The organism is Streptomyces sp. NPDC049627, from assembly GCF_044465645.1.
Taxonomy (GTDB): Bacteria; Actinomycetota; Actinomycetes; order Streptomycetales; family Streptomycetaceae; genus Streptomyces.
Genome location: NZ_JBITLW010000002.1, coordinates 740,351 through 763,014 on the forward strand (window position 1 = coordinate 740,351; position 22,664 = coordinate 763,014).

General features: G+C 69.7%; 22 protein-coding genes and 1 tRNA gene. 7 read left to right on the top strand and 16 right to left on the bottom strand.

Annotated features, from left to right (window positions below; translation table 11 throughout):
- Positions 1-53: 53 nt before the first annotated feature.
- From ACIBU0_RS08380 to ACIBU0_RS08390, 3 genes are all read right to left on the bottom strand, one after another.
- Positions 54-127, bottom strand: a tRNA-Pro gene (locus ACIBU0_RS08380).
- Positions 128-160: 33 nt separating this feature from the next.
- Positions 161-967, bottom strand: coding sequence for a Pr6Pr family membrane protein (locus ACIBU0_RS08385; RefSeq protein ID WP_398813513.1), 807 nt, complete (start codon positions 965-967; stop codon positions 161-163).
- 213 nt (positions 968-1,180) lie between these two features.
- Positions 1,181-2,107: a metallophosphoesterase gene (locus ACIBU0_RS08390; RefSeq protein WP_398813516.1), complete on the bottom strand. Its 927-nt coding sequence runs from the start codon at positions 2,105-2,107 to the stop codon at positions 1,181-1,183.
- 130 nt (positions 2,108-2,237) lie between these two features.
- On the opposite strand from ACIBU0_RS08390, the gene ACIBU0_RS08395 reads away from it, so the two are divergent.
- Entirely contained in the window at positions 2,238-2,702 is a 465-nt protein-coding gene (locus ACIBU0_RS08395; RefSeq protein ID WP_398813519.1) for a GatB/YqeY domain-containing protein, read from the top strand.
- Positions 2,703-2,794: 92 nt separating this feature from the next.
- Here ACIBU0_RS08395 and ACIBU0_RS08400 read toward each other — a convergent pair whose 3' ends face one another.
- From ACIBU0_RS08400 to ACIBU0_RS08410, 3 genes are all read right to left on the bottom strand, one after another.
- Positions 2,795-3,115: a response regulator transcription factor gene (locus ACIBU0_RS08400; protein WP_398813522.1), complete on the bottom strand. Its 321-nt coding sequence runs from the start codon at positions 3,113-3,115 to the stop codon at positions 2,795-2,797.
- 208 nt (positions 3,116-3,323) lie between these two features.
- Positions 3,324-3,824 carry a hypothetical protein gene (locus ACIBU0_RS08405; protein WP_398813525.1) on the bottom strand — a complete coding sequence of 167 codons (501 nt, stop codon included), beginning with the start codon at positions 3,822-3,824 and terminating at the stop codon, positions 3,324-3,326.
- A 134-nt stretch (positions 3,825-3,958) separates the two neighbouring features.
- Positions 3,959-6,253 carry a transglycosylase domain-containing protein gene (locus ACIBU0_RS08410; protein ID WP_398813527.1) on the bottom strand — a complete coding sequence of 765 codons (2,295 nt, stop codon included), beginning with the start codon at positions 6,251-6,253 and terminating at the stop codon, positions 3,959-3,961.
- 474 nt (positions 6,254-6,727) lie between these two features.
- Here ACIBU0_RS08410 and wblA point away from each other — a divergent pair, with 474 nt between their 5' ends.
- Complete coding sequence (gene wblA / locus ACIBU0_RS08415; protein ID WP_391241848.1) at positions 6,728-7,066, top strand: transcriptional regulator WblA; 339 nt, start codon at positions 6,728-6,730, stop codon at positions 7,064-7,066.
- A gap of 59 nt (positions 7,067-7,125) precedes the next feature.
- Here wblA and ACIBU0_RS08420 read toward each other — a convergent pair whose 3' ends face one another.
- Positions 7,126-8,541 (bottom strand): ArsA family ATPase, encoded by a 1,416-nt coding sequence (locus tag ACIBU0_RS08420; protein WP_398813531.1) that lies wholly within the window; start codon positions 8,539-8,541, stop codon positions 7,126-7,128.
- Positions 8,542-8,593: 52 nt separating this feature from the next.
- Positions 8,594-9,571 carry an ArsA family ATPase gene (locus tag ACIBU0_RS08425; protein ID WP_398813535.1) on the bottom strand — a complete coding sequence of 326 codons (978 nt, stop codon included), beginning with the start codon at positions 9,569-9,571 and terminating at the stop codon, positions 8,594-8,596.
- 116 nt (positions 9,572-9,687) lie between these two features.
- Between ACIBU0_RS08425 and ACIBU0_RS08430 the strand changes: the two genes are divergently transcribed.
- Complete coding sequence (locus ACIBU0_RS08430; RefSeq protein WP_003975360.1) at positions 9,688-9,849, top strand: DUF4177 domain-containing protein; 162 nt, start codon at positions 9,688-9,690, stop codon at positions 9,847-9,849.
- Positions 9,846-10,313 (top strand): RidA family protein, encoded by a 468-nt coding sequence (locus ACIBU0_RS08435; RefSeq protein WP_398813538.1) that lies wholly within the window; start codon positions 9,846-9,848, stop codon positions 10,311-10,313. Before ACIBU0_RS08430 ends, ACIBU0_RS08435 begins: the two co-directional genes overlap by 4 nt.
- A gap of 225 nt (positions 10,314-10,538) precedes the next feature.
- On the opposite strand, the gene ACIBU0_RS08440 is transcribed toward ACIBU0_RS08435, so the two are convergent.
- The 3 genes from ACIBU0_RS08440 to ACIBU0_RS08450 all read right to left on the bottom strand — a co-directional run bounded on the left by ACIBU0_RS08440 (position 10,539) and on the right by ACIBU0_RS08450 (position 13,360).
- Positions 10,539-11,378, bottom strand: a complete 840-nt coding sequence (locus tag ACIBU0_RS08440; protein ID WP_398813541.1) for an MBL fold metallo-hydrolase — start codon at positions 11,376-11,378, stop codon at positions 10,539-10,541.
- A 58-nt stretch (positions 11,379-11,436) separates the two neighbouring features.
- Positions 11,437-12,303, bottom strand: a complete 867-nt coding sequence (locus tag ACIBU0_RS08445; protein WP_398813544.1) for an NUDIX hydrolase — start codon at positions 12,301-12,303, stop codon at positions 11,437-11,439.
- Positions 12,304-12,685: 382 nt separating this feature from the next.
- Positions 12,686-13,360 (bottom strand): Crp/Fnr family transcriptional regulator, encoded by a 675-nt coding sequence (locus ACIBU0_RS08450; protein ID WP_015658871.1) that lies wholly within the window; start codon positions 13,358-13,360, stop codon positions 12,686-12,688.
- A 366-nt stretch (positions 13,361-13,726) separates the two neighbouring features.
- Here ACIBU0_RS08450 and nth point away from each other — a divergent pair, with 366 nt between their 5' ends.
- The 3 genes from nth to ACIBU0_RS08465 all read left to right on the top strand — a co-directional run bounded on the left by nth (position 13,727) and on the right by ACIBU0_RS08465 (position 16,907).
- The gene (gene nth, locus ACIBU0_RS08455; RefSeq protein WP_398813546.1) at positions 13,727-14,740 is read left to right on the top strand and encodes an endonuclease III; all 1,014 of its coding nucleotides are present in this window, start codon (positions 13,727-13,729) and stop codon (positions 14,738-14,740) included.
- Positions 14,741-14,891: 151 nt separating this feature from the next.
- Positions 14,892-15,587: an NUDIX hydrolase gene (locus ACIBU0_RS08460; RefSeq protein ID WP_398813549.1), complete on the top strand. Its 696-nt coding sequence runs from the start codon at positions 14,892-14,894 to the stop codon at positions 15,585-15,587.
- A 120-nt stretch (positions 15,588-15,707) separates the two neighbouring features.
- The gene (locus ACIBU0_RS08465; protein ID WP_398813552.1) at positions 15,708-16,907 is read left to right on the top strand and encodes a MarP family serine protease; all 1,200 of its coding nucleotides are present in this window, start codon (positions 15,708-15,710) and stop codon (positions 16,905-16,907) included.
- A 13-nt stretch (positions 16,908-16,920) separates the two neighbouring features.
- On the opposite strand, the gene ACIBU0_RS08470 is transcribed toward ACIBU0_RS08465, so the two are convergent.
- From ACIBU0_RS08470 to acs, 5 genes are all read right to left on the bottom strand, one after another.
- Positions 16,921-17,103, bottom strand: coding sequence for a hypothetical protein (locus ACIBU0_RS08470; protein ID WP_398813555.1), 183 nt, complete (start codon positions 17,101-17,103; stop codon positions 16,921-16,923).
- A gap of 261 nt (positions 17,104-17,364) precedes the next feature.
- A complete protein-coding gene (locus tag ACIBU0_RS08475; RefSeq protein ID WP_398813558.1) occupies positions 17,365-18,303 on the bottom strand; it encodes an alpha/beta fold hydrolase in 939 nt (312 codons plus the stop codon).
- Complete coding sequence (locus ACIBU0_RS08480) at positions 18,300-18,797, bottom strand: phage holin family protein (protein WP_398813560.1); 498 nt, start codon at positions 18,795-18,797, stop codon at positions 18,300-18,302. The genes ACIBU0_RS08475 and ACIBU0_RS08480 overlap by 4 nt, the downstream gene beginning before the upstream one ends.
- A 78-nt stretch (positions 18,798-18,875) precedes the next feature.
- Positions 18,876-20,315, bottom strand: coding sequence for a Na+/H+ antiporter NhaA (gene nhaA / locus ACIBU0_RS08485; protein WP_398813563.1), 1,440 nt, complete (start codon positions 20,313-20,315; stop codon positions 18,876-18,878).
- Between the two features lie 220 nt (positions 20,316-20,535).
- Positions 20,536-22,491: an acetate--CoA ligase gene (acs, locus tag ACIBU0_RS08490; RefSeq protein ID WP_398813567.1), complete on the bottom strand. Its 1,956-nt coding sequence runs from the start codon at positions 22,489-22,491 to the stop codon at positions 20,536-20,538.
- Positions 22,492-22,664 lie beyond the last annotated feature (173 nt).

Below are 22,664 nucleotides of genomic sequence, written 5' to 3' on the forward strand. Positions count from 1 at the left end.
CTCAGGGGCCTGACCCATTCACTGGATCAGGCCCCTGACCTGGTACTTCACTGTCGGGGTGGCGGGATTTGAACCCACGACCTCTTCGTCCCGAACGAAGCGCGCTGCCAAGCTGCGCTACACCCCGATGTCACTGCTTGTCGCGGCGACGTCGTTTACTTTAGCCCACTGGTGGCTGGAGACGAAATCCGGTTTTCGCGCGGCGACGGATGCGGCGGCGGATCGGGTTCGGGCGGGCGTGGTCGAGGGCCACGAGGAGGATCGCCAGGGCGTAGATGGCGAGGCCGATGAGGAGGGCATTGCCCAGGATGCTCTTGTAGCCGTGCCGGGCCACGTCGAGGAACGGGTAGAGGTAGCGGGCCGGGCTGCCGGGGAGGAGCTCGCCTCGGACGAGGGTGAACGCCAGGTAGGCGAGGGGGTAGAGCATCCAGGTCGCTGCCTGGCGCAGGCGCAGCCGGCCGGGGGAGCTCAGGAGCAGCCAGTCCAGTACGGCCGCCACGGGCGTCGCCGTGTGCAGGACCTGGTTGGTGAGCGCGTGCCAGCCGGTCGGGGCGGTGGCCTCGCCGGTGAGGACGCCGGGGAGTGCGTGGGGGCTCGTCCCGTGGGCCAGCAGCAGGTGGTGGACGAGGCCGGTGACCACCGCGTAGAGCAGCGTCGCGCCGGTGAGGGTCGACGGCAGGGGCCGGCGGGCGGTCCAGGCGCGGCGGGCCTCGGCGGCGAGGACCAGGGCCAGCAGGATGTTGCTCTGGATCGCGAAGAGGCTCAGGGTGCGCAGAGGACTGCCGAGGGCCAGCTCGACCGTCACTGCCGCGGCCGCGGCCAGTGCGACCAGTAGGCGGTACGCGGCGGCGAAGGGGCGAGGTACGGGGCTCATCACCGCCGCGGCGGGGACATGGGAGGGCAGCAGCACGGGCATGCCCGGTATCGCGGGGAGATCCGGGATGTCCCTGGGTATCGGGGCGGTCATGCCCTCACGCTAAGCAGGATGGGCAAATGGGGCGATACGGGTAATCCGTGCGGGTTACCCGGGCCGCGGGTCGCCCGTGCATCATCACGCCGCTGACCCGCTGACCCGCTGACCCGCTGACCCGCTGACCCGCTGACCCGCTGACCCGCTGACCCGCTGACCCGCTGACCCGCTGACCCGCTGACCCGCCGACGGCCCCCCCCGCTCGCGTCCCTACTCGCGCCCCACCAGCGTCAGCAACGTAGCCTCCGGCGGGCAGGCGAAGCGGAACGGGGTGTAGCGGTTCGCGCCGCAGCCCGCCGAGACGTGCAGGTAGGACGTACGGCCCTGCGCCGCGTGTGTCGACAGGCCCTTCACACGGTCCGTGTCCAGGTCGCAGTTGGTGACCAGGGCGCCGTAGAAGGGAATGCAGACCTGGCCGCCGTGGGTGTGGCCGGCCAGGATCAGCGGGTAGTCGTCGGCCGTGTACGCGTCCAGAACGCGCAGGTACGGTGCGTGCACCACGCCCATCGAAAAGTCCGCGGCGTCCGACGGACCGCCTGCCACCTGCTGGTACCGGTCCCTCTTGATGTGCGGGTCGTCCAGGCCGGTGAGCTCCACCGACATGCCCTCGATCTTCAGCGTCCCGCGCGTGTTCGTCAGGTTGAGCCAGCCCGCGGCGTCGAAGCCGTCGCGCAGGTTCTCCCAGGGGTTGTGGATCGCGCCGACGACGGGCGGGTTGCCGTTCAGGCCGTGGCGGCCCTGGACCTTCTCCAGCAGGTAGCGGGCAGGGTTGCGCGGCCTGGGGCCGTAGTAGTCGTTGGAGCCGAAGACGTACGCGCCGGGGAACTCCATCAGCGGGCCCAGCGCGTCCAGCACCTCGGGCACGCCCTCCGGGTCCGACAGGTTGTCGCCCGTGTTGATCACGAAGTCGGGGCGCAGGCCGGCCAGTGAGCGCAGCCAGCGCTGCTTCTTGCGCTGGCCGCTCACCATGTGGATGTCGGAGACCTGGAGCACGCGCAGCGGGCGCATTCCGGCGGGCAGGACGGGGACCGTCACCCGTCGCAGGCGGAAGGAGCGGGCCTCGAAACCCGCCGCATACAGCAGACCGGCGGCGCCAACCGCCGTGATGCCCAGGGGTACTCCGTATCGCGCTTGCATACGACCATCGTGTCAGACCGCGGAAGTGCCCCCTGCCCGGCCGCGGTCGACCCCTTCGGTACGACGCCTGTGCGCAGGCCCCTTGAAATCAACGGGCGTTCCGCTCCCCACACCTGCGACAATCAACCCCATGACCACGCTCAAGTCGAAGCTGCAGGAAGACCTCAACGCCGCGATCAAGGAGCGCGACGAGCTCCGCTCCTCGACGCTCCGGCTGACGCTCGCCGCGATCACCAAGGAGGAGGTCGCGGGCAAGGAGAAGCGCGAGCTCTCCGACGACGAGGTGCAGAAGGTGATCACCCGCGAGGCGAAGAAGCGCCGTGAGGCGGCCGAGGCCTTCGCGCAGGGCGGCCGCAGCGAGCAGGCCGAGCGGGAGAAGGCCGAGGGCGAGGTGCTTGCCACGTACCTGCCGAAGCAGCTCAGCGACGACGAGCTGAACCGGATCGTCGCCCAGGCCGTCGAGGAGGCCAAGGCGGCGGGCGCCGAGGGTCCGCGGGCCATGGGCGCCGTCATGAAGATCGTGAACCCGAAGGTGGCCGGCCAGGCGGAGGGCGGCCGGGTTGCCGCCGCGGTGAAGAAGCTGCTCGCCGGCTGAGCGCGGCCCGGCCCGCCCCGCAGCGCTCGTCGGGCGGACGGAACGAAAAAGCCCGGGGCCGCCGTCGGCGACCCCGGGCTCGCGCCAAGTCCTCACGGAAGGTGGGCCGGCTGATGGCGGCGGCCGTGGTGTTCCCGCCGTCCGCCGTCGCCGCCGCCGTCATCCCCTGAGGTGAGCCCGGCGGGAGGCAGCAGCCCGAGTTCCTGGGCGCGCGCGCCCAGGGCCACCCGTCCGTTGGCCTGTAACCGCTCCATGAGGCGCTGCACCTTGCGCTGCACCGTCCGGTGTCCCACCCCCAGATGCCGGGCGATCGATGCGTCGTTCAACCCCGTGTAGAGCAGATTCAGGATTCTTCGCTCATCGGTATCCACACCAGACGCACCGCCGGTTTCGGATTTCGGCGGAATGGTCAATTTCGCCTCCCCCTGTGACGCTGTTTGCACAGCCACTTCGCAGAGCAGTCTAGGAAGGGCTTGTGACCATGAACAGCCGAATAAATGTCACCAAAGGGCAGCAAAGGGGCGCGCGGGATGGCGTAATCACGCCATCCCGCCGACGGTATGTCCGATTATTGAACGTCCGGTTACTGAACCGTCTGGGCCGACTCAGTACCAGTGCGACTCAGTACCAGGGCGTGCAGTACTCCCTGCCCGAGGGGTTCTCGACGCAGGCGCGCATTTCGTGGGTCGACGGGTTGTAATACATCGGCGTACGGGTCTGGTAGAAATTCGCCGTGCCCGACACCTTGGTGGTCCAGCCGGATGCCCCGCCCTCCTTCAGGCCGAGCCTCCAGTAACAGGTGGAGTGGTCCTTGGTGCAGCGCTGGACGTACACCGACCAGTCGTGCTCGCCCGAGCCGCTGATGAACTTGAAGCGCCCCCAGCTGTACTGGTCGCCGTCCGTCTTCCCCCACCGCAGCTCGTACGAGAACGAGTTGCCGAGGTCGTAGGGGCCGTGCGGCGTGACCGGTCCGGTGTCCCAGCTCTGGATGTTCGGGTCGTGGCCGTCACAACCGAAGTTGTCACAGGCCAGGGCGGCGGCCGAGGCGGAATTCGGAACGGCGAGTGCAAGGGCACTGAGCACCATGCCGAGCGTGAGGCCGATGCGTGACCGGAGTTTCATTTCCCCTCCATGTGAAACGGCGGGCAGCAAAATGGGCACCCTCTGGCGGGGCTGCACGTGAATATGTCACGGCGTCCGCCGGGAGAATGCCCATCCTGCTCAACTGGCGCAATTACGCCCGGGCCCTGGGAGAGTCAGCCGCGGCCTCCGTTGCCGTTGCCGTTCGTCTGGCCCTGCCACCAGCCCTCCGGGATCGAGAACGAAGGCGACGGGAAGGTGCCGCCGTCCGTGCCGCCGTCCGCACCGCCGGTGATGCCTCCGTCGGTCAGGCCGCCGATGAGGCCCCCGTTGCCGTTTCCGTTGCCGTTCCCGTTGTCGTCGCCCTTGTCGTCGTCATCGTCGCGGCCCTTGTCCTGCTTGCGGTCCGGGATGTCCACCAGATTGAAGGGCAGCACTTCCTTGCCGTCCAGGGCGCCCGTCATCATGTCGCGCCAGATCGGGCCCGGCACCTCGCCACCGAACACCTTCTCGTGCCAGACCCCGCCGATGCTGATGCCCTGCATCTTCCGCTTGTGGGCGGGGTCGCCGACCCAGACGGCGCCGGCCATGTTCGGCGTGTAGCCCACGAACCAGGCCGCGTACCGCTCGTCCGTCGTACCGGTCTTGCCGGCGCTGGGACGGCTGCCGAGGCCCGCCTCCGTGCCCGTACCGTCCTCGACCACACCCTTCAGGAGGGTGTTGATGGTGTCGGCGGTGGTCTCGGACATCGCGCGCCGGCAGGTCGACTTCGGCACCTCCAGGGACCGCGTCTTACCGCCGACCTTCTGGGTGACCGACTCGATGGCGACCGGCGTGCAGTACATCCCGCGTGAGGCGAACGTCGCGTACCCGGCCGCCATCGTCAGCGGAGACATCTCCATCGTGCCGAGGGCGATGGACGGGGCCTGGGCGAGTTCGCCGCCGTCGGCACGCTCGACGCCCATCTTCTTCGCCATCGTCGTCACCGGGCAGATCCCGATCTCCGAGATCATCTGCACGAAGTAGGTGTTGACCGACTTCGCGGTCGCCTCCTTCATGTCGTACGGGCCCACCTCGGACTCGTTCTCGTTGGTGAGCTTGACGCCCTTCTCGTTCCAGACCTTGCCGTCGCATTCCTGGACCGGGCTCGGGTACTCCATCTCGTACGGCGAGGAGTACACCTGCGTCGGAGCCATACCGCCCTCGAGGGCCGCCGCGGCCACGATCGGCTTGAACGTCGAGCCGGGCTGGTAACCCGCGCCGCCGCCCATGTTCAGGTCGGCTGAGAGGTTGAGCACCGTCTCGTTCTTCTTGACCTCGTTGCCGTACGGCCGGGACTGGCCCATCGCCAGGATCTTGCCGGTGCCGGGTTCCACGATGGTGGCGGCGGTGGCGACGTCGTCCTTCTGGTAGACGTGCTCCTTGACGGACCGCTGCACCGACTTCTGCGCCTGCGGGTCCATGGTGGTCCGGATCGTCAGACCGCCCTGGTTCCAGATCTTGGCCCGCTCCTCCTTGGTCTTGCCGAAGACCGGGTCGGTCTGGAACACCTTGCGCACGTAGTCACAGAAGAAGCCGCCGCCCTTGACCGCCGTGATGCAGCCGTTCTTGGGCTTGCTGACCTTCAGGCCCAGCGGCGTCTCCTTGGCCTTGTCGGCGTCCGCCTGGGAGATGTCGCCGAGGTCGGCCATGCGCTGCAGCACGATGTTGCGCCGCCTGGTGGCCTCGGCCTCGTCGTTGATCGGGTCGTACCGGCTGGGCGACTGGACGATGCCGGCGAGCAGGGCCGCTTCCTGGAGCTGGAGGTCCTTGGCGGACTTGGAGAAGTAGCGCTCGGCGGCGGCCTCGACGCCGTACGCCTGCTGGCCGAAGAACGTGATGTTCAGGTAGTTCTCGAGGATCTTCTTCTTGCCGAGCTCCTCCTCGACCTGGATCGCGTACTTCAGCTCCTTGATCTTGCGGCCGATGGTCTGCTGGGTGGCCTGCGCGACCTTCGTCGCGTCGTCGCCGGCCTCCTCGACGAAGACGTTCTTCACGTACTGCTGCGTGAGCGTGGACGCGCCCTCGGCGACGCCGCCGCTCTGGGCGTTGCGGTTGAGGGCACGCAGGACGCCCTTCAGGTCGACCGCGCCGTGCTGGTAGAAGCGGGCGTCCTCGATCGCGACGATCGCCTTCTGCATGTACGGCGAGATGTCCTTGAGGTCGACCACCGTACGGTCGCGTGAGTAGACCGAGGCGATCAGACCGCCGTTGGCGTCCAGGATCTTGGTGCGCTGGCTCAGCGGCGGGGTCTTGAGGTTGACCGGGAGCTCGTCGAAACTCTCGACCGAACCCTTGGCCGCAAGTCCCAGTGCGCCGACGGCCGGTAGCGCGATACCCGCCAGCACGGCTCCCGCGAGCACACTGACACCGAGGAACTTGGCGGCCTGCTGCGTTGGCGAGAGACCACCGCCCGAGCGCTTCTTTGGCATGAGGGCAGCCTAAACCGTAGAGATGAGCGAACCGATGGCCGACCGTGCGTGAGCACGGCACGGCGAAGTGATGTCGGCCATCCCGATTCGCCGGACAGGCACGCAGGCCTTGGCCTAAGCTGCTCTCAACTGTCACAGCAGTGCGGCCACGTATCAATACGTCCGGCGACCCCGAATCGTTCCGGAGGTTCCCCAACTTTTTTGTTGGGCACGTGTCCGAATCCGCCTTGTGTGTCATCCGGCGTCCGTTGTGACTCAACAGAACTGTCCCGGTTTGCCGGGAAGGTCACGCATGTCGCCAGCTCACTCCCCCGGGTGATCTGCCGCTTACGCATAGTCCGTTCGGGCCATTCAAGATTGGGCCCGCTGGGGGTGTTGCGCTGTGCCCACCTTCCGTAACGTCCTCAACTGGCGGCGGTGAATATGCCGCTGCCGCCGTGGGGGAGCCTCGATTCGGGAGAGGACGGCGCCGGTATGGGCTGGGTAGTCGACTGGAGTGCGCAGGCGGCCTGCCGCACTACCGATCCGGATGAACTGTTCGTTCAGGGAGCAGCGCAGAACAGGGCCAAGGCGGTGTGCACCGGATGCCCGGTGCGCACGGAGTGCCTGGCCGACGCGCTGGACAACCGCGTCGAGTTCGGCGTGTGGGGAGGCATGACGGAGCGGGAGCGCCGCGCACTGCTGCGCAGGCGGCCGACCGTCACCTCGTGGCGCCGGCTGCTCGAGACGGCACGTACGGAGTACGAGCGCGGGGTGGGCATCCTGCCGCTCGACGACGACGAGGTGTACGAGAACTACGCGGCGGTGAGCTGAGGGGCCCCAAGGGGCTCCCCGCAGGCGGACCCGAAGGGCTTCGGCCCGACGGGACTCCCTCAGGCACCGACCGCAGGATCAGGCAGCTCCGGCCGATGGGCCGCGAGCCGGTTACCGATGTCCCGCAGACCGGTGAGGTCATGCACATCGCCGGGCAGTGCGGCCACTTCGGCCACCGCCACCTCGGGGTGGAGCGCGGTGAAGCGGTCACGTGTGCGCTGCTCGCGCGAGAGCAGCTGCATACGCTCCGCATGCAGCCTCAACAGGCCTGCGGTGAGCTGGTCGACGGACCGCTCGACATGCGGAGCGGCGGACTGCGGTGCGTCCGTGGCTGGAGTGCGCTCCCTGTCCGTGGCGGCGTCCGTGACGGCGGGGGAGCCTTCGTCAGGAGCCGGTACCTCGGAAGTGGCTGATTCTGAACTGCCGTACGTGTCGGGGGAGTTACGAAGTCCAGCTTTCCCTCCCTCCTGATCCACAATGCGGGGCTCTTCAAGATTTTCCGCGGCGGCGAGCGCCCGCTCGGCCGACAGCCGGTCGGCGCCGCTGCCGTGGACCCGGTTGAGCACCAGACCGGCGAGCGGCATGTCCTCGGCGGCCAGCCGCTCCACGAAGTACGCGGCCTCCCGCAGCGCGTCCCGCTCCGGCGCCGCCACCACCAGGAACGCCGTCCCGGGCGCCTGAAGCAGCTTGTACGTGGCGTCCGCGCGCGTGCGGAACCCGCCGAACATCGAGTCCATCGCGGCCACGAAGGTCTGTACGTCCTTCAGCAGCTGCCCGCCCAGCAGTTTGCCCAGCGCGCCCGTCATCATCGACATGCCGACGTTCAAGAACTTCATTCCCGCGCGTCCGCCGACCTTCGCCGGGGCCAGCAGCACGCGGATCAGCTTGCCGTCCAGGAACGAGCCGAGCCGCTTGGGCGCGTCCAGGAAGTCCAGCGCCGAGCGGGACGGCGGCGTGTCGACGACGATGAGGTCCCACTCGTCCCTGGCCCGCAACTGCCCCAGCTTCTCCATCGCCATGTACTCCTGCGTGCCCGCGAAGCCCGCCGAGAGCGACTGGTAGAACGGGTTGCCCAGGATCGCGGCCGCCCGGTCGGGGTCCGCATGCGCCTCGACGATCTCGTCGAAGGTGCGCTTCATGTCGAGCATCATCGCGTGCAGCTCGCCGTCGCCCTCGACGCCCTTCACCCGGCGCGGGGTGTTGTCGAGGGAGTCGATGCCCATGGACTGGGCGAGCCGGCGGGCCGGGTCGATGGTCAGCACGACCACCTTCCGCCCGCGCTCGGCGGCCCGCAGACCGAGAGCGGCCGCGGTGGTCGTCTTCCCCACGCCGCCCGAGCCGCAGCACACCACGATGCGGGTCTTCGGGTCGTCCAGCAGCGGGTCGAGGTCCAGCACGCGCGCGGGGGCCAGGTGCTGGGGGTGGTGGGGCTGGCGAGCGGCGTCGTGCGTGTGGGCCGGTTCCGGACGACTCATGACATCCCCTGCTTCCGACGTACCGCGTACCGCTCGCACCCGGTGAACGAACTCATGTCAGACCCTGTTCCCGCAGTTCGCGCCCGAGTTCGTACAGGCCCGCCAGGTCCATGCCCTCGGCCAGCAACGGAAGCTCGTGCACGGGCAGCCCCAACTCGCCCAGCACCGCCCGCTGTTCCTGCTCCAGCGCATACCGCTCGGCGTACTCGTCGGCCTGCGCCAGGAGCGGGTCCACCAGCCGTTCGGCGTTCCCGCCGCGCCGCGCTCCGCCGAGCCCGGCCGAGGACAGCGACTTGGCCACGGCGGCCCGCGGGACACTGCGGACGAGTTCCAGATCGGCCGCGTCCAACACCTCCGGCCGCACCATGTTCACGATGATCCGCCCCACCGGCAGCCGGGCCGCCCGCAGCTCGGCGATCCCGTCCGCCGTCTCCTGGACGGGCATCTCCTCCAGCAACGTCACCAGGTGCACGGCCGTCTCCGCGGACTTCAGCACCCGCATCACGGCCTGCGCCTGGTTGTGTATCGGGCCGATCTTGGCGAGACCGGCGACCTCGTCGTTGACGTTCAGGAAGCGCGTGATGCGCCCGGTGGGCGGCGCGTCCATGACGACGTAGTCGTACACGAACCGCCCGCTCCTGTCCTTGCGGCGGACGGCCTCACAGGCCTTGCCGGTCAGGAGTACGTCTCTCAGGCCCGGTGCGATGGTGGTGGCGAAGTCGATGGCGCCGAGCTTCTTCAGGGCCCGGCCCGCGCCGCCCATCTTGTAGAACATCTGGAGGTAGTCCAGAAGGGCCAGTTCGGGGTCGATGGCGAGGGCATACACCTCCCCGCCCCCTGGAGCGACGGCGATCTTCCGCTCCTCATAGGGCAGCGCCTCTGTTTCGAAGAGCTGCGCGATGCCCTGCCGGCCCTCGACCTCGACGAGAAGCGTCCGCTTCCCCTCGGTCGCGAGGGCGAGCGCGAGCGCGGCGGCGACCGTGGTCTTTCCGGTCCCGCCCTTGCCGCTGACGACCTGGAGCCTGCTCACGCCTTCGAGCCTAACCAGTCGGCGCGCCGGCTACGCGACAGCTTGTGGACAACGTGACCGCGGTCGGCCGCATGGCCCCTCATGGCCTTCGTCGGGCAGCGGATAAAGTCGGCCACATGACCAAGTGGGAATACGCAACCGTGCCGCTGCTCGTCCATGCCACGAAGCAGATTCTGGACACCTGGGGCGAGGACGGCTGGGAGCTCGTCCAGGTCGTGCCCGGGCCGAACAACCCCGAGCAGCTCGTGGCCTACCTGAAGCGGGAGAAGCAGGCATGAGCGCGGTCGAGGCGAAGCTCGCCGAGCTGGGCCTGACACTTCCGGAGGTCGTGCCTCCGCTGGCCGCCTACCAGCCGGCGGTCCAGTCGGGCGTGTACATCTACACCGCCGGCCAGCTCCCCATGGTGGAGGGCAAGCTTCCGGTCACCGGCAAGGTGGGCGCGGAGGTCACCGCCGATGAGGCCAAGGAGCTCGCGCGTACCTGCGCCCTGAACGCCCTCGCGGCCGTGAAGTCGGTGGCGGGCGACCTGGACCGCATCGCGCGTGTGGTGAAGGTGGTGGGCTTCGTGGCCTCGGCCCCGGACTTCACCGGCCAGCCCGGCGTCCTCAACGGCGCGAGCGAGCTCCTGGGCGAGGTCCTCGGCGACAAGGGCGTCCACGCGCGCAGCGCCGTGGGCGTGGCCGTGCTTCCGCTGGACGCGCCGGTGGAGGTCGAGGTCCAGGTGGAGCTGACGGAGGCGTAGGCCTCCGGCGGTTCGGCCGTCGTGGGGCCGGTCGTCGTCGGCTGGTGGTCGTGTGCCGGTGGTCGTGCGGCGGCCGTTGTGCCGCCGTCGTCGTGAGCCGGTCCTCGTGAGCCGGTCGTCGTCCACGGCCGCAGTGCCGCAGCAGCCTGTCCGGGAGGCCCGGGCAGGCTGAACATCGTCCTGAGCGGCGCCGGGAAGGGTCGGATCAGCCGGCCAGTCATGAGGTCAGGCGGACTCGATGAGGCCGTGCTCCTCCAGGTACTCCATCTGTGCCCGTACGGACAGCTCGGCCGCCGGCCACAAGGAGCGGTCCACGTCCGCGTACACATGGGCCACGACCTCGGCCGGTGTGCGGTAGCCGTCCTCGACCGCCGTCTCGACCTGGGCGAGGCGGTGGGCGCGGTGGGCGAGGTAGAACTCGACGGCGCCCTGGGCGTCGTCCAGGACGGGGCCGTGGCCCGGGAGAACCGTGTGCACGCCGTCGTCGACCGTGAGGGACCTGAGCCGGCGCAGCGAGTCCAGGTAGTCGCCGAGGCGGCCGTCGGGGTGCGCCACGACCGTCGTGCCGCGGCCCAGGATGGTGTCGCCGGTCAGGACGGCGCGGTCGGCCGGGAGATGGAAGCAGAGGGAGTCGGCGGTGTGGCCTGGGGTCGGTACGACCCGCAGCTCCAGGCCGCCGACGGTGACGACGTCCCCGGCAGCGAGCCCCTCGTCGCCGAGCCGCAGCGCCGGATCGAGGGCACGCACGCGCGTGCCGGTCAGTTCGGCGAAGCGTGCGGCGCCCTCGGCGTGGTCCGGGTGGCCGTGCGTGAGCAGGGTCAGCGCGATGCGTTTGCCGGCCTTCTCGGCCATGGCGACGACATTGCGCAGATGTCCGTCGTCCAGCGGGCCGGGATCGACGACGACGGCCAGGTCCGAGTCCGGCTCGGCGAGGATCCAGGTGTTGGTGCCGTCCAGGGTCATCGCGGAGGGATTGGGCGCGAGGACGTTGACGGCGCGGGGGGTGGCGGGGCCGGAGGCGACCCCGCCTCGCGGCTGGCCGGGGAGGGCTGCTGCGTCCGTCATGCGAGGGGGCCTTCCAGGGCTGCGGGCACTGTGAGCGGTTCGGGCAGTGCGGGCACGGTCATGCGGGGGCTCCGCCGGTCGGGATGTGCTTGGTGAACTCGTCGTGGCCCGGCCAGGAGAGCACGATCTCGCCGTCTTCGAGGCGAGCCTGAGCCAGGACCGGGGTCAGGTCGCGATCGGGGGCGCCGGCGAGGGCTTCGGCGGCGCTGTCGTACGGGGTCAGCTGGCGCAGGGTCGCGATGGTGGGCGGCATCATCAGCAGCTCGCCCTTGTCGTAGGAGGCGGCGGCGTCCGCGGGGCGGATCCACACCGTACGGTCGGCCTCCGTGGAGGCGTTCCGGGTGCGCTGGCCCTTCGGGAGGGCGGCGACGAAGAACCACGTGTCGTAGCGGCGGGGCTCGAACTCCGGGGTGATCCAGCGCGTCCAGGCGCCCAGGAGGTCCGAACGCAGGGAGAGCCCCCGGCGGTCCAGGAACTCGGCGAACGACACGTCCCGGGTGACCAGGGCGGCGCGGTCCGCCTCCCAGTCCTCGCCCGTCGTGTCGCCGACGACGGAATCGTCGGTGGGCCCGGCGAGCAGGACGCCCGCCTCCTCGTACGTCTCCCGTACGGCCGCGCAGACGATCGCCTGGGCCGTCGCCTCGTCGACCCCCAGCCTCTGCGCCCACCACGCGCGCGTGGGGCCCGCCCAGCGGACCGGGTGCTCGTCGCGCGGGTCGACGCCGCCGCCCGGGTAGGCGTACGCCCCACCGGCGAAGGCCATGGAGGCCCGGCGGCGCAGCATGTGCACGGCAGGACCGGCGTCGGTGTCCCTGAGCAGCATGACGGTGGCCGCACGCTTCGGAGCCACAGGGGTGAGGCTTCCGTCCGCCAGCGCACGGATACGGTCCGGCCACTCCGGTGGGTACCACTGCCCGTTTGCCATGGGCGGAGGCTATCTCTTGGTGCGCGGATGTTCGAGGGGTGGCCGTTGCCTCCGGCGGTGGGGCCGGGGATGCCTGCGGGGGCCTCCGGCGGCCGCGCGGGGGGTGCCTGCGGCGGCCTGTGCGGGTGCGGTGGGGGTTCGCGTAGCGCCTGCGGGTGGTTTGCGGGTCGGGGCCGCGCCGGGGGGGTGTCCGTCCTCGGACCGGCTGTTGGGTCGGGCAGGGAGGTGCTGTTTCTTGACGCCGGCCACTGCGGGCGGACCCCCGGCACGTCCCCCTCCCGCCGTACGCGACCGCGGGCCCGCGGGGGTGAAGGGCCCAACGGCGACGAGGCCCCGCCTCATAGTGAGACGGGGCCTCGGCGTCGTATGGCCAGACGCTCGGTCAGCGCGAGCGCTTCGCCAGCCGCTCGACGTCCAGCAGGATCACCGCGCGGGCCTCCAGGCGGAGCCATCCACGCTGGGCGAAGTCGGCCAGTGCCTTGTTGACCGTCTCACGCGAGGCGCCGACCAGCTGGGCCAGTTCCTCCTGCGTCAGATCGTGTACGACGTGGATGCCCTCCTCGGACTGCACGCCGAAGCGACGGGAGAGGTCCAGGAGCGCGCGGGCCACGCGGCCGGGGACGTCCGAGAAGACGAGGTCGGACATCGCGTCGTTGGTGCGGCGCAGGCGGCGTGCGACGGCGCGCAGCAGCGCGGTCGCCACCTCGGGGCGGGCGTTCAGCCAGGGCTGGAGGTCGCCGTGGCCCAGACCCAGCAGCTTGACCTCGGTCAGCGCGGTCGCCGTCGCCGTACGCGGACCCGGGTCGAAGAGGGACAGCTCGCCGATGAGCTCACCGGGGCCGACGACGGCCAGCATGTTCTCGCGGCCGTCGGGGGACGTGCGGTGAAGCTTGACCTTGCCTTCGGTGACGACATACAGCCGGTCACCGGGGTCGCCCTCGTGGAACAGTGAGTCACCGCGCGCGAGGGTCACCTCACTCATGGAGGCGCGGAGCTCCGCGGACTGCTCGTCATCGAGCGCCGCGAAGAGCGGGTTGCGCCGCAGAACGTCGTCCACGAGTTCTCTCCTTGTCGACCTGCTCAGGGGATCACTCCCCTGCGTACCAGGGGACCGTGTTCCCCATTTTGCCGGACGGTCCAAACAGTGTGATCTGTCACAAGGATGCCGCACAGGTGTCCCGAGGTAAGCGGCAGGGGTCCAATTGGGGGCCGATCTTCGGGGTCCGGGGCGGATGTCGGTGCCGGGCTTTAGGCTGGCCGAGTGTCCAAATCGCCGGTGAGAGCACAGGCCAAGGGGGCTGGGCGGGTGGTTGTACGTCGCGATTCCGCTGTGGGCGAACAGAACCCTGGTGGCGGACGGAAAACGGCAAAAGCGGCGAAAAAGGCGCCGGGTGAAACGGCCGCAGATGGCGAGAAAGCTGCGGTGAGGAAGTCGGCGTCCGCGCGGAAGGCCGCGCCTGCCAAGAAGGCTGGGGCGAAGAAGACGACGGCTCCTGCGAAGAAGGCGGCTGCCGTGAAGAAGACGGCTGCCGTGAAGACGGCCGCCGGCGCCGTGGCCACGAAAAAGGTGGTCGGCAAGAAACCCGCCGTCGTTCCGAAGAAGGCCACCGTCTCGGTCAAGGGTGCCTCTCCGGCCAAGACCGTGACCGCGAAGCCTCCGACGGCCGAGTCCCGCACGGCCCTCGTCCGCCGGGCCCGCCGTATCAACCGTGAGCTCGCCGAGGTCTATCCGTACGCCCATCCCGAGCTGGACTTCGACAACCCCTTCCAGCTCCTGGTCGCCACGGTCCTGTCCGCCCAGACCACCGACCTGCGCGTCAACCAGACCACCCCCGCGCTCTTCGCCAAGTACCCCACTCCCGAGGACCTGGCCGCGGCCAACCCGGAGGAGGTCGAGGAGATCCTCCGTCCGTGCGGTTTCTTCCGGGCCAAGACCAAGTCGGTCATGGGCCTGTCGAAAGCGCTGGTGGAGGACCATGGCGGCGAGGTCCCGGGCCGGCTCGAAGACCTGGTCAAGCTGCCCGGCGTCGGACGCAAGACGGCCTTCGTCGTCCTCGGCAACGCCTTCGGCCGCCCCGGCATCACCGTGGACACGCACTTCCAGCGGCTGGTGCGGCGCTGGCAGTGGACCGAGCAGACGGATCCCGACAAGATCGAGGCCGAGATCGGCGCCCTGTTCCCCAAGAGCGACTGGACGGACCTCTCGCACCATGTGATCTGGCACGGCCGCCGCATCTGCCACGCCCGCAAGCCCGCGTGCGGCGCCTGCCCCATAGCGCCGCTCTGCCCGGCGTACGGCGAGGGCGAGACGGACCCGGAGAAGGCGAAGAAGCTCCTCAAGTACGAGAAGGGCGGCTTCCCCGGCCAACGCCTCAACCCTCCGCAGTCCTACCTGGACGCGGGCGGCAGGCCGGCCCCGCCGCTGGGGGCCGGATGACGGGGCGAGCGGGAGAGGCCGGGGCAGGGGTACGCGTGCGTACGGCCGGGGCGGGACGGGCCGCCCGACGGCCGGCATGGGGTCGTACGGTCCCGGCGGAACGATCTAGGTGCCGTCAGGCGTTGGACTCGGCAGGACGACGGGGGTGGCGATGACGCGTGCGAGCGGTACCCAGGACGGGCCGGTGGTGCTGAGCAAGGAGGGGCTGCCCGACTGGCTGGGCCCGGTGGTGCGGGTGGTGGAGACGGTCGAGCCGCTGCAGCTGAGCCGTTTCCTGCCGCCGGAGAACGGCGCGGGGCGCCAGTCGGCCGTACTGATCCTCTTCGGCGAGGGTGAGTGCGGGCCCGAGCTGCTGCTCATGGAGCGGGCCAGTTCCCTGCGGTCGCATGCCGGGCAGCCGTCCTTCCCCGGTGGGGCCCTCGATCCCGAGGACGGCGACCCGCAGGCCGACGGGCCGCTGCGGGCGGCTCTGCGCGAGGCCGAGGAGGAGACCGGGCTCGACCCGAGCGGCGTCCAGCTCTTCGGCGTGCTGCCCAAGCTGTACATCCCGGTCAGCGGCTTCGTCGTCACGCCCGTGCTGGGCTGGTGGCGTGAACCCAGCCCGGTCGACGTAGTCGATCCGAACGAAACGGCCCGGGTCTTCACCGTCCCCGTGGCGGATCTCACGAACCCGGACAACCGGGCCACGACCGTCCACCCCAGCGGCTACCGAGGACCGGCATTTCTGGTCGAATCGGCCCTGGTCTGGGGCTTTACGGCCGGAATCATCGACCGTCTGCTCCATTTCTCGGGCTGGGAGCGCCCCTGGGACCGCGGGAAGCAGGTCCCGCTCGACTGGCGGTCATGACAGGGTGTCTGCGGTGCTGTGTTCCTCCGGGGGCCGCTGTGTCCGATTGCCGCGTCGCGGCGGGCCGGACCCTGCGCCGACCGGGCGTGATCGGAAAGTGACGAGGCGGAGCCTGAAGCAGTGAACGTGCTGGACATCCTGTTGCTGGTCGCCGCCGTATGGTTCGCGATCGTGGGCTACCGCCAGGGCTTCGTCGTCGGCATCCTGTCGGTGATCGGCTTCCTCGGTGGCGGCCTCGTGGCCGTGTACCTGCTCCCGGTCATCTGGGACTGGCTGACCGACAACGCCGAGGTGAGCACGACCGCCGCCGTCGTCGCGGTCGTCGTCGTGATCGTCTGCGCATCCGTCGGCCAAGCCCTGACCACGCACCTCGGCAACAAGCTGCGCCGGTACATCACCTGGTCCCCGGCCCGCGCCCTGGACGCGACCGGCGGCGCCCTCGTCAACGTCGTCGCGATGCTCCTCGTGGCGTGGCTGATCGGCTCCGCCCTCGCGGGGACGACGCTGCCGACGCTCGGCAAGGAGGTCCGCAACTCCAAGGTCCTGCACGGTGTCTCGGAGGCGCTGCCCGACCAGGCGAACACCTGGTTCGCGGACTTCTCCTCGGTCCTCGCGCAGAACGGCTTCCCGCAGGTCTTCAGCCCCTTCGCGAACGAGCCGATCAAGGAGGTCGAGCCGCCCGACCCGACGCTCGCGGGCAGCCCGGTGGCGACCCGCGCCCAGCGCTCCATCGTCAAGGTCATGGGCACGGCGACGAGTTGCGGCAAGGTCCTGGAGGGCACCGGTTTCGTCTTCTCCGACCGCCGCGTCATGACCAACGCGCATGTCGTCGGCGGCGTCGACGAACCCACCGTCCAGATAGGAGGCGAGGGCAGGAAGTACGACGCGACGGTCGTCCTCTACGACTGGGAGCGCGACATCGCCGTACTGGACGTGCCGGACATGCGAGCGCCCGTGCTGCAGTTCACGTCCACCGACGCCCGCAGCGGCGACAGCGCGATCATCGCGGGCTTCCCGGAGAACGGGTCGTACGACGTCCGCCCTGCACGCGTGCGGGGGCGCCTGCCGGCCAACGGTCCGGACATCTACCACCGCGGCACCGTGAGCCGTGACGTGTACTCGCTGTACGCGACCGTCCGCCAGGGCAACTCCGGCGGTCCGCTGCTCACGCCCGAAGGCAAGGTGTACGGCGTGGTCTTCGCGAAGTCCCTGGACGACGCCGACACCGGCTACGCGCTCACCGCGGACGAGATCCGGGAGGACATCGTCAAGGGGCGTACCGCGAACCAGCAGGTGGACAGCGACAGCTGCGCGCTCTGACGGTCGGTCGAGGTCAGCCGCGCGGGTGGCGTAGGCGCACGGAGACCCAGCGGGCCCGGCGGCGCAGAATGCGCGGAATGCCCACCCGGGGGTCGGCGCCCGCTATCTGCGGGGCGGTGCCTCGCTGGTGGGAGCTCAGCCCGCCGGCCGAGCGGCGATTGCGTGCTGCGTCACTGTAGTCGTGCGTCCAGCCCATACCCCGACGTCTGCCCCTGCCCCATGGTCGATAACCGCCTCACGCGCCCCCAATTGGCCTATGCGCCGGGCAATTGGCTGTTCGTAGGACAGGTGTTCAGTTCCGGATACCGGGCGCATCGGCGCGGTCACCGATCGGGCTCGGGATCTTTCAGCCAGTTGATGAGCTCGGTGGAAAAGGCCGAGGGATCCTCTTCGTGCGGGCTGTGCTGTCCCGGGGGGCGACCCCCGGACCCCCGGCAGGGTTTGGCGCAGCGGCGTTTCACCGATCGGGTTCGGGATCCTTGAGCCAGTTGATGAGCTCGGTGGAAAAGGCCGCGGGATCCTCTTCGTGCGGGAAGTGCCCGAGCCCGTCGAACAGCCGCCAGCGGTACGGCGCTTCGACGTACTCGCCCGAGCCGGCCGCGCTGCGCGTCCGCATCACCGGGTCGAGGGAGCCGTGCAGATGCAGCGTCGGGACGCGCACCGGCCGCTTCATACGCCGGTTGAACTGGATGCCGTCGGGGCGGGCCAGCGAGCGCACCATCCAGCGGTACGGCTCGATGGAGCAGTGCGCCGTCGACGGGATGCAGATCGCGCGGCGGTACGTCTCCACCGCGTCGTCCTCCGGCTGGCGGGGGCCAGACCAGTCCCGGACCAGCCGGGCGACGAGCGCCCCGTCGTCGGCCGTGAGCTGCCGCTCGGGGATCCAGGGTCGCTGGAACCCCCAGATGTAGGAACTCGCACTCGTCTGCTTGACGTCCGAGAGCATCGCGGAGCGCCAGCGCCGGGGATGCGGCATGGACGCGACCGCGAGTCGCCGTACGAGCTTGGGCCGCATCACGGCTGCCGTCCACGCCAGATATCCGCCCAGATCGTGACCGACCAGCGCGGCGTCGGGCTCGCCGAGGGAGCGGATCACGCCGGTGATATCCAGGGCGAGGTTGGCCGGGTCGTACCCGCGCGGCGTACGGTCGCTGCCGCCGACCCCCCTGAGGTCCATCGCGACGGCCCTGAAGCCGGCGTCGGCGAGCGCGACGAGCTGGTGCCGCCAGGCCCACCAGAACTGCGGGAAGCCGTGCAGGAGCAGCACCAGCGGCCCGTCGCCCATCTCCGCGATGTGGAAGCGCGCACCATTGGCGGCCACGTCCCGATGCGTCCAGGGACCATCGAGTCGTACGACCGAAGCAGGTTGCGCCGAAGGGGTGGCGGGATCCGTCATGACGACGAGCGTGCCACAGCCTCGATGGCCGCGGGCGCCCGGTCCTCCAGCTCCGGCGCGGACTCGGAACGCGGGTGCGGCTTGGCCTTCTGCAGGACGCCCGCCGTCTCCTTCATCGAAGCGGCGACCTTCTGCGGGCCCTTGCTCTTCTTGGCCTTCTTCGCGAAGGCCACACCGATCAGCGCGAGGGCCGCGGCGACGAGGACGTTCGCGGCGAAGGACAGCAGGAAGCAGATCGCGAGGTTCCAGTCGCTCCAGGTCCGAATGCCGTACGCCAGGGCGAAGTTGAGCATTGGCAGGGAGAACACGAGCACCGCGCCGGCCAGCGAGAACGCGCCGCCGCTCGTCGCGCCGCGCTTGACGTCCTGCTTCAGCTGCGCCTTCGCCAGCGCGATTTCGTCGTGCACCAGCGCCGACAATTCGGTCGTCGCCGAGGCGAACAGCTGGCCGATGCTGCGTTCGGCGCCGACCGGGCTGCCGTCGGGTGCGCTCATCGCGGGTCTCCCTCGTGTGTACGGTTCCGTCTTCTGCCTGACTGCGTACGGTTCCGTCTTTTGTACCGTCCCGTCAGATCATGCCCGACGCTGCTCCTCCTCGCCTGCCCCGCCCGGCACTTCGGCAAGCGCGTGGCGCGCGGCGGCCTTCTCCGCGGCGATACGGCGGTGCTCGGCGGCCTTGCGCTCGTAGAGGGCGGCCAGCCGCAGGTGGTACTCCGGCATGTCCTCTTCGTAGATGTCCGGAATGCCGTCCGCGTCCTCGTCGCGCTCCTCGACCTCGACCATCCTGCGGTACTTGGCGTTCCGTATCTTCAGCAGCACCGTCGCCAGGATCGCCGCGGTGAGGGAGCCCATGAGCACGGACGCCTTGACCTCGTCGGTCAGCGCGGCGTCGCCCTCGAAGGCGAGCTCGCCGATGAGCAGCGAGACGGTGAAGCCGATGCCGGCGAGGGTGGCCACCGCGAACACGTCGGCCCACGCCAGGTCGTCGCTGAGCGAGGCCCTGGTGAAACGTGCCGTCAGCCAGGTGCCGCCGAAGATGCCGAGCGTCTTGCCGACGACCAGCCCGAGGACGACACCGAGCGTCTCCGGCTGGGTGAACACGTCGCCGAGCGCGCCTCCGGAGATTTCCACACCGGCGCTGAACAGCGCGAACAGCGGGACGGCGAGCCCCGCCGACAGGGGGCGTACGAGATGCTCGATGTGCTCACCGGGGGAGTGCGCCTCGCCTTCGCGCCGGGTGCAGCGCAGCATCAGCCCCATCGCCACGCCGGCGATGGTGGCGTGGACGCCGCTGTTGTACATCAGCCCCCAGATCACCAGGGCGAGCGGGATGTACACGTACCACCCGCGTACGCCCTTGCGCAGCAGCAGCCAGAAGACGCCCAGGCCGACGACGGCACCGCCGAGCGCCGCGAAGTCGATCTTGTGGGTGAAGAAGACCGCGATGATCAGGATCGCGAACAGGTCGTCGACCACGGCGAGCGTGAGCAGGAAGGCGCGCAGGGCGCTCGGCAGGGAGGTGCCGATGACGGCGAGGACGGCGAGCGCGAAGGCGATGTCGGTGGCGGTCGGGACCGCCCAGCCTTCCAGCGAGCCGCCACCGGTGATGTTGGTCAGCGTGTAGACCAGCGCGGGAACCGCCATGCCGCACAGCGCGGCGACGACCGGCAGCACGGCCGCCTTGGGGTCTTTGAGATCACCGGCCACCAGCTCACGCTTGAGCTCGATACCGGCGACGAAGAAGAAGACCGCGAGGAGTCCGTCAGCGGCCCAGTGCTCGATGGACAGGTTCAGTCCGAGGGCCTCGGGGCCGAGGTGGAAGTGGCTGACGGTCTCGTAGCTGTCGTGCAGCACGGGCACGTTCGCCCAGATCAGCGCGGTGATCGCGGCGACGAGGAGCAGCACGCCGCCGACGGTCTCGGTGCGCAGCGCGTCCGCGACAAAGTTCCGCTCCGGGAGGGAGAGCCGTCCGAGGAGCTTGCGGGCGGGAGCGGGGGTGCGGGGCGCGGCCACGGGAGGGACCTCCGGTCGGTGGGCAGGACGGAGTACATGCCGACCAGACTTCCCGGCGCACCTGAGGACGAGTTTGTTTTGTTTAGCTTACCTAAGGGTGCGCCGAAGTGCATCTGTCAGCTCCACCGTACGAACACGAAGGGCACCCGGCGCGTTTGTCGCCGGGTGCCCTCGAAGGTCGACCTCAGTCTTCGGCCTGCACTCAGTCCTCGGCCTGCACTCAGTCCTCGCTCGGCGCCGCCGGGAGCTTCGCCTGGATGAGGTCCATGACCGTGGAGTCGGTCAGCGTGGTGACGTCTCCCAGCTGGCGGTTCTCGGCGACGTCCCGCAGCAGACGGCGCATGATCTTGCCGGAGCGTGTCTTCGGCAGCTCGGCCACCGGGAGGATCCGCTTCGGCTTGGCGATCGGGCCGAGGGTGGCGCCGACGTGGTTGCGCAGCTCGGCGACCAGGTCGTCGGTCTCGGCGGCCGTGCCGCGCAGGATCACGAAGGCGACGATCGCCTGCCCGGTGGTCTCGTCGGCGGCACCGACGACGGCCGCCTCGGCGACCGACGGGTGGGAGACCAGGGCGGACTCGACCTCGGTGGTGGAGATGTTGTGGCCCGACACGAGCATGACGTCGTCGACGCGCCCGAGAAGCCAGATGTCCCCGTCGTCGTCCTTCTTCGCCCCGTCACCGGCGAAGTACTTGCCCTCGAAGCGCGACCAGTAGGTGTCGATGAACCGCTGGTCGTCGCCCCAGATGGTGCGCAGCATCGACGGCCACGGCTCGGTGAGGACCAGGTAGCCGCCCCCGCCGTTCGGCACCTCGTTCGCCTCGTCGTCGACGACGGTCGCGGAGATACCGGGCAGCGGCGTCTGCGCGGAACCGGGCTTGGTCGCGGTGACGCCCGGCAGCGGCGAGATCATCATCGCGCCGGTCTCGGTCTGCCACCAGGTGTCCACGATCGGCGTCCTGTCGGCGCCGATGTTCTTGCGGTACCAGATCCATGCCTCGGGGTTGATCGGCTCACCGACGGACCCGAGCACCCGCAGGCTGCTGAGGTCGAACTTCGCGGGGATGTCGTCGCCCCACTTCATGAACGTACGGATGGCGGTCGGCGCCGTGTACAGGATCGTCACCCCGTACTTCTGCACGATCTCCCAGAAGCGGCCCTGGTGCGGGGTGTCCGGCGTGCCCTCGTACATGACCTGCGTCGCGCCGTTGGCCAGCGGCCCGTACACGATGTACGAGTGGCCGGTGACCCAGCCGACGTCTGCGGTGCACCAGTACACGTCCGTCTCCGGCTTGAGGTCGAAGACGGCGTGGTGGGTGTAGGCGGTCTGGGTGAGGTAGCCGCCGGAGGTGTGCAGGATGCCCTTCGGCTTACCCGTCGTACCCGACGTGTACAGGATGAAGAGCGGCTGCTCGGCGTTGAACGCCTCGGGGGCGTGCTCGGCGGACTGCCGCTCGACGATCTCGTGCCACCAGACGTCCCGGCTGTCGTCCCAGGCGACCTCCTGGCCGGTACGGCGGACGACGAGCACGTGCTCCACGTTGTCGACCTTGGAGATCGCCTCGTCCACGGCCGGCTTGAGCGCGGACGGCTTGCCGCGCCGGTAGCCGCCGTCGGAGGTGATGACGACCTTGGCGTCGGCGTCCTGGATGCGGGTGGCGAGCGCGTCCGCCGAGAAGCCGCCGAAGACCACGGAGTGCGCGGCGCCGATCCGGGCGCACGCCAGCATCGCGACCGCCGTCTCCGGGATCATCGGCATGTAGACCGCGACCCGGTCGCCCTTCTGGACGCCCAACTCCAGCAGAGCGTTGGCCGCCTTGGAGACCTCGTCCTTGAGCTCGGCGTAGGTGATCGCGCGGCTGTCGCCGGGCTCGCCCTCGAAGTGGATGGCGACCCGGTCGCCGAGGCCGGCCTCGACATGCCGGTCCACGCAGTTGTACGCGACGTTGAGCTCGCCGTCCTTGAACCACTTCGCGAACGGCGGGTTCGACCAGTCCAGCGTCTCCGTCGGCTCCTTGGCCCAGGTCAGCCGACGGGCCTGCTCGGCCCAGAAGCCGAGCCTGTCAGCCTTGGCCTGTTCATACGCCTCCGCGGTGACATTGGCGCCTGCGGCCAGGTCGGCGGGGGGTGCGAACCTGCGCTCTTCCTTCAGCAGGTTGGCCAGGCTTTCGTTGCTCACGACATCTCCCTTTCCCAGGGTGTCCGTTGTGTCCCAGGCCACAGCTCATCAGACCCGGGGGTCCGATGACAAGGGTCGACGGAAAATTGGTTTAGACCTGTCGGCGTGGTCCGGAGTTGCTGCTCGGCGTCGGGGTCATCCGTTCCCACGGACACCGGACGGACCCGGTTCAG

Bases quoted from the DNA above. Each gene is read 5' to 3' on its own strand.
- ACIBU0_RS08385 (WP_398813513.1), bottom strand. From the start codon at position 967: ATGACCGCCCCGATACCCAGGGACATCCCGGATCTCCCCGCGATACCG.
- ACIBU0_RS08390 (WP_398813516.1), bottom strand. From the start codon at position 2,107: ATGCAAGCGCGATACGGAGTACCCCTGGGCATCACGGCGGTTGGCGCC.
- ACIBU0_RS08395 (WP_398813519.1), top strand. From the start codon at position 2,238: ATGACCACGCTCAAGTCGAAGCTGCAGGAAGACCTCAACGCCGCGATC.
- ACIBU0_RS08405 (WP_398813525.1), bottom strand. From the start codon at position 3,824: ATGAAACTCCGGTCACGCATCGGCCTCACGCTCGGCATGGTGCTCAGT.
- ACIBU0_RS08410 (WP_398813527.1), bottom strand. From the start codon at position 6,253: ATGCCAAAGAAGCGCTCGGGCGGTGGTCTCTCGCCAACGCAGCAGGCC.
- wblA (WP_391241848.1), top strand. From the start codon at position 6,728: ATGGGCTGGGTAGTCGACTGGAGTGCGCAGGCGGCCTGCCGCACTACC.
- ACIBU0_RS08420 (WP_398813531.1), bottom strand. From the start codon at position 8,541: ATGAGTCGTCCGGAACCGGCCCACACGCACGACGCCGCTCGCCAGCCC.
- ACIBU0_RS08430 (WP_003975360.1), top strand. From the start codon at position 9,688: ATGACCAAGTGGGAATACGCAACCGTGCCGCTGCTCGTCCATGCCACG.
- ACIBU0_RS08435 (WP_398813538.1), top strand. From the start codon at position 9,846: ATGAGCGCGGTCGAGGCGAAGCTCGCCGAGCTGGGCCTGACACTTCCG.
- ACIBU0_RS08440 (WP_398813541.1), bottom strand. From the start codon at position 11,378: ATGACGGACGCAGCAGCCCTCCCCGGCCAGCCGCGAGGCGGGGTCGCC.
- ACIBU0_RS08445 (WP_398813544.1), bottom strand. From the start codon at position 12,303: ATGGCAAACGGGCAGTGGTACCCACCGGAGTGGCCGGACCGTATCCGT.
- ACIBU0_RS08460 (WP_398813549.1), top strand. From the start codon at position 14,892: ATGACGCGTGCGAGCGGTACCCAGGACGGGCCGGTGGTGCTGAGCAAG.
- ACIBU0_RS08470 (WP_398813555.1), bottom strand. From the start codon at position 17,103: ATGGGCTGGACGCACGACTACAGTGACGCAGCACGCAATCGCCGCTCG.
- ACIBU0_RS08475 (WP_398813558.1), bottom strand. From the start codon at position 18,303: ATGACGGATCCCGCCACCCCTTCGGCGCAACCTGCTTCGGTCGTACGA.
- ACIBU0_RS08480 (WP_398813560.1), bottom strand. From the start codon at position 18,797: ATGAGCGCACCCGACGGCAGCCCGGTCGGCGCCGAACGCAGCATCGGC.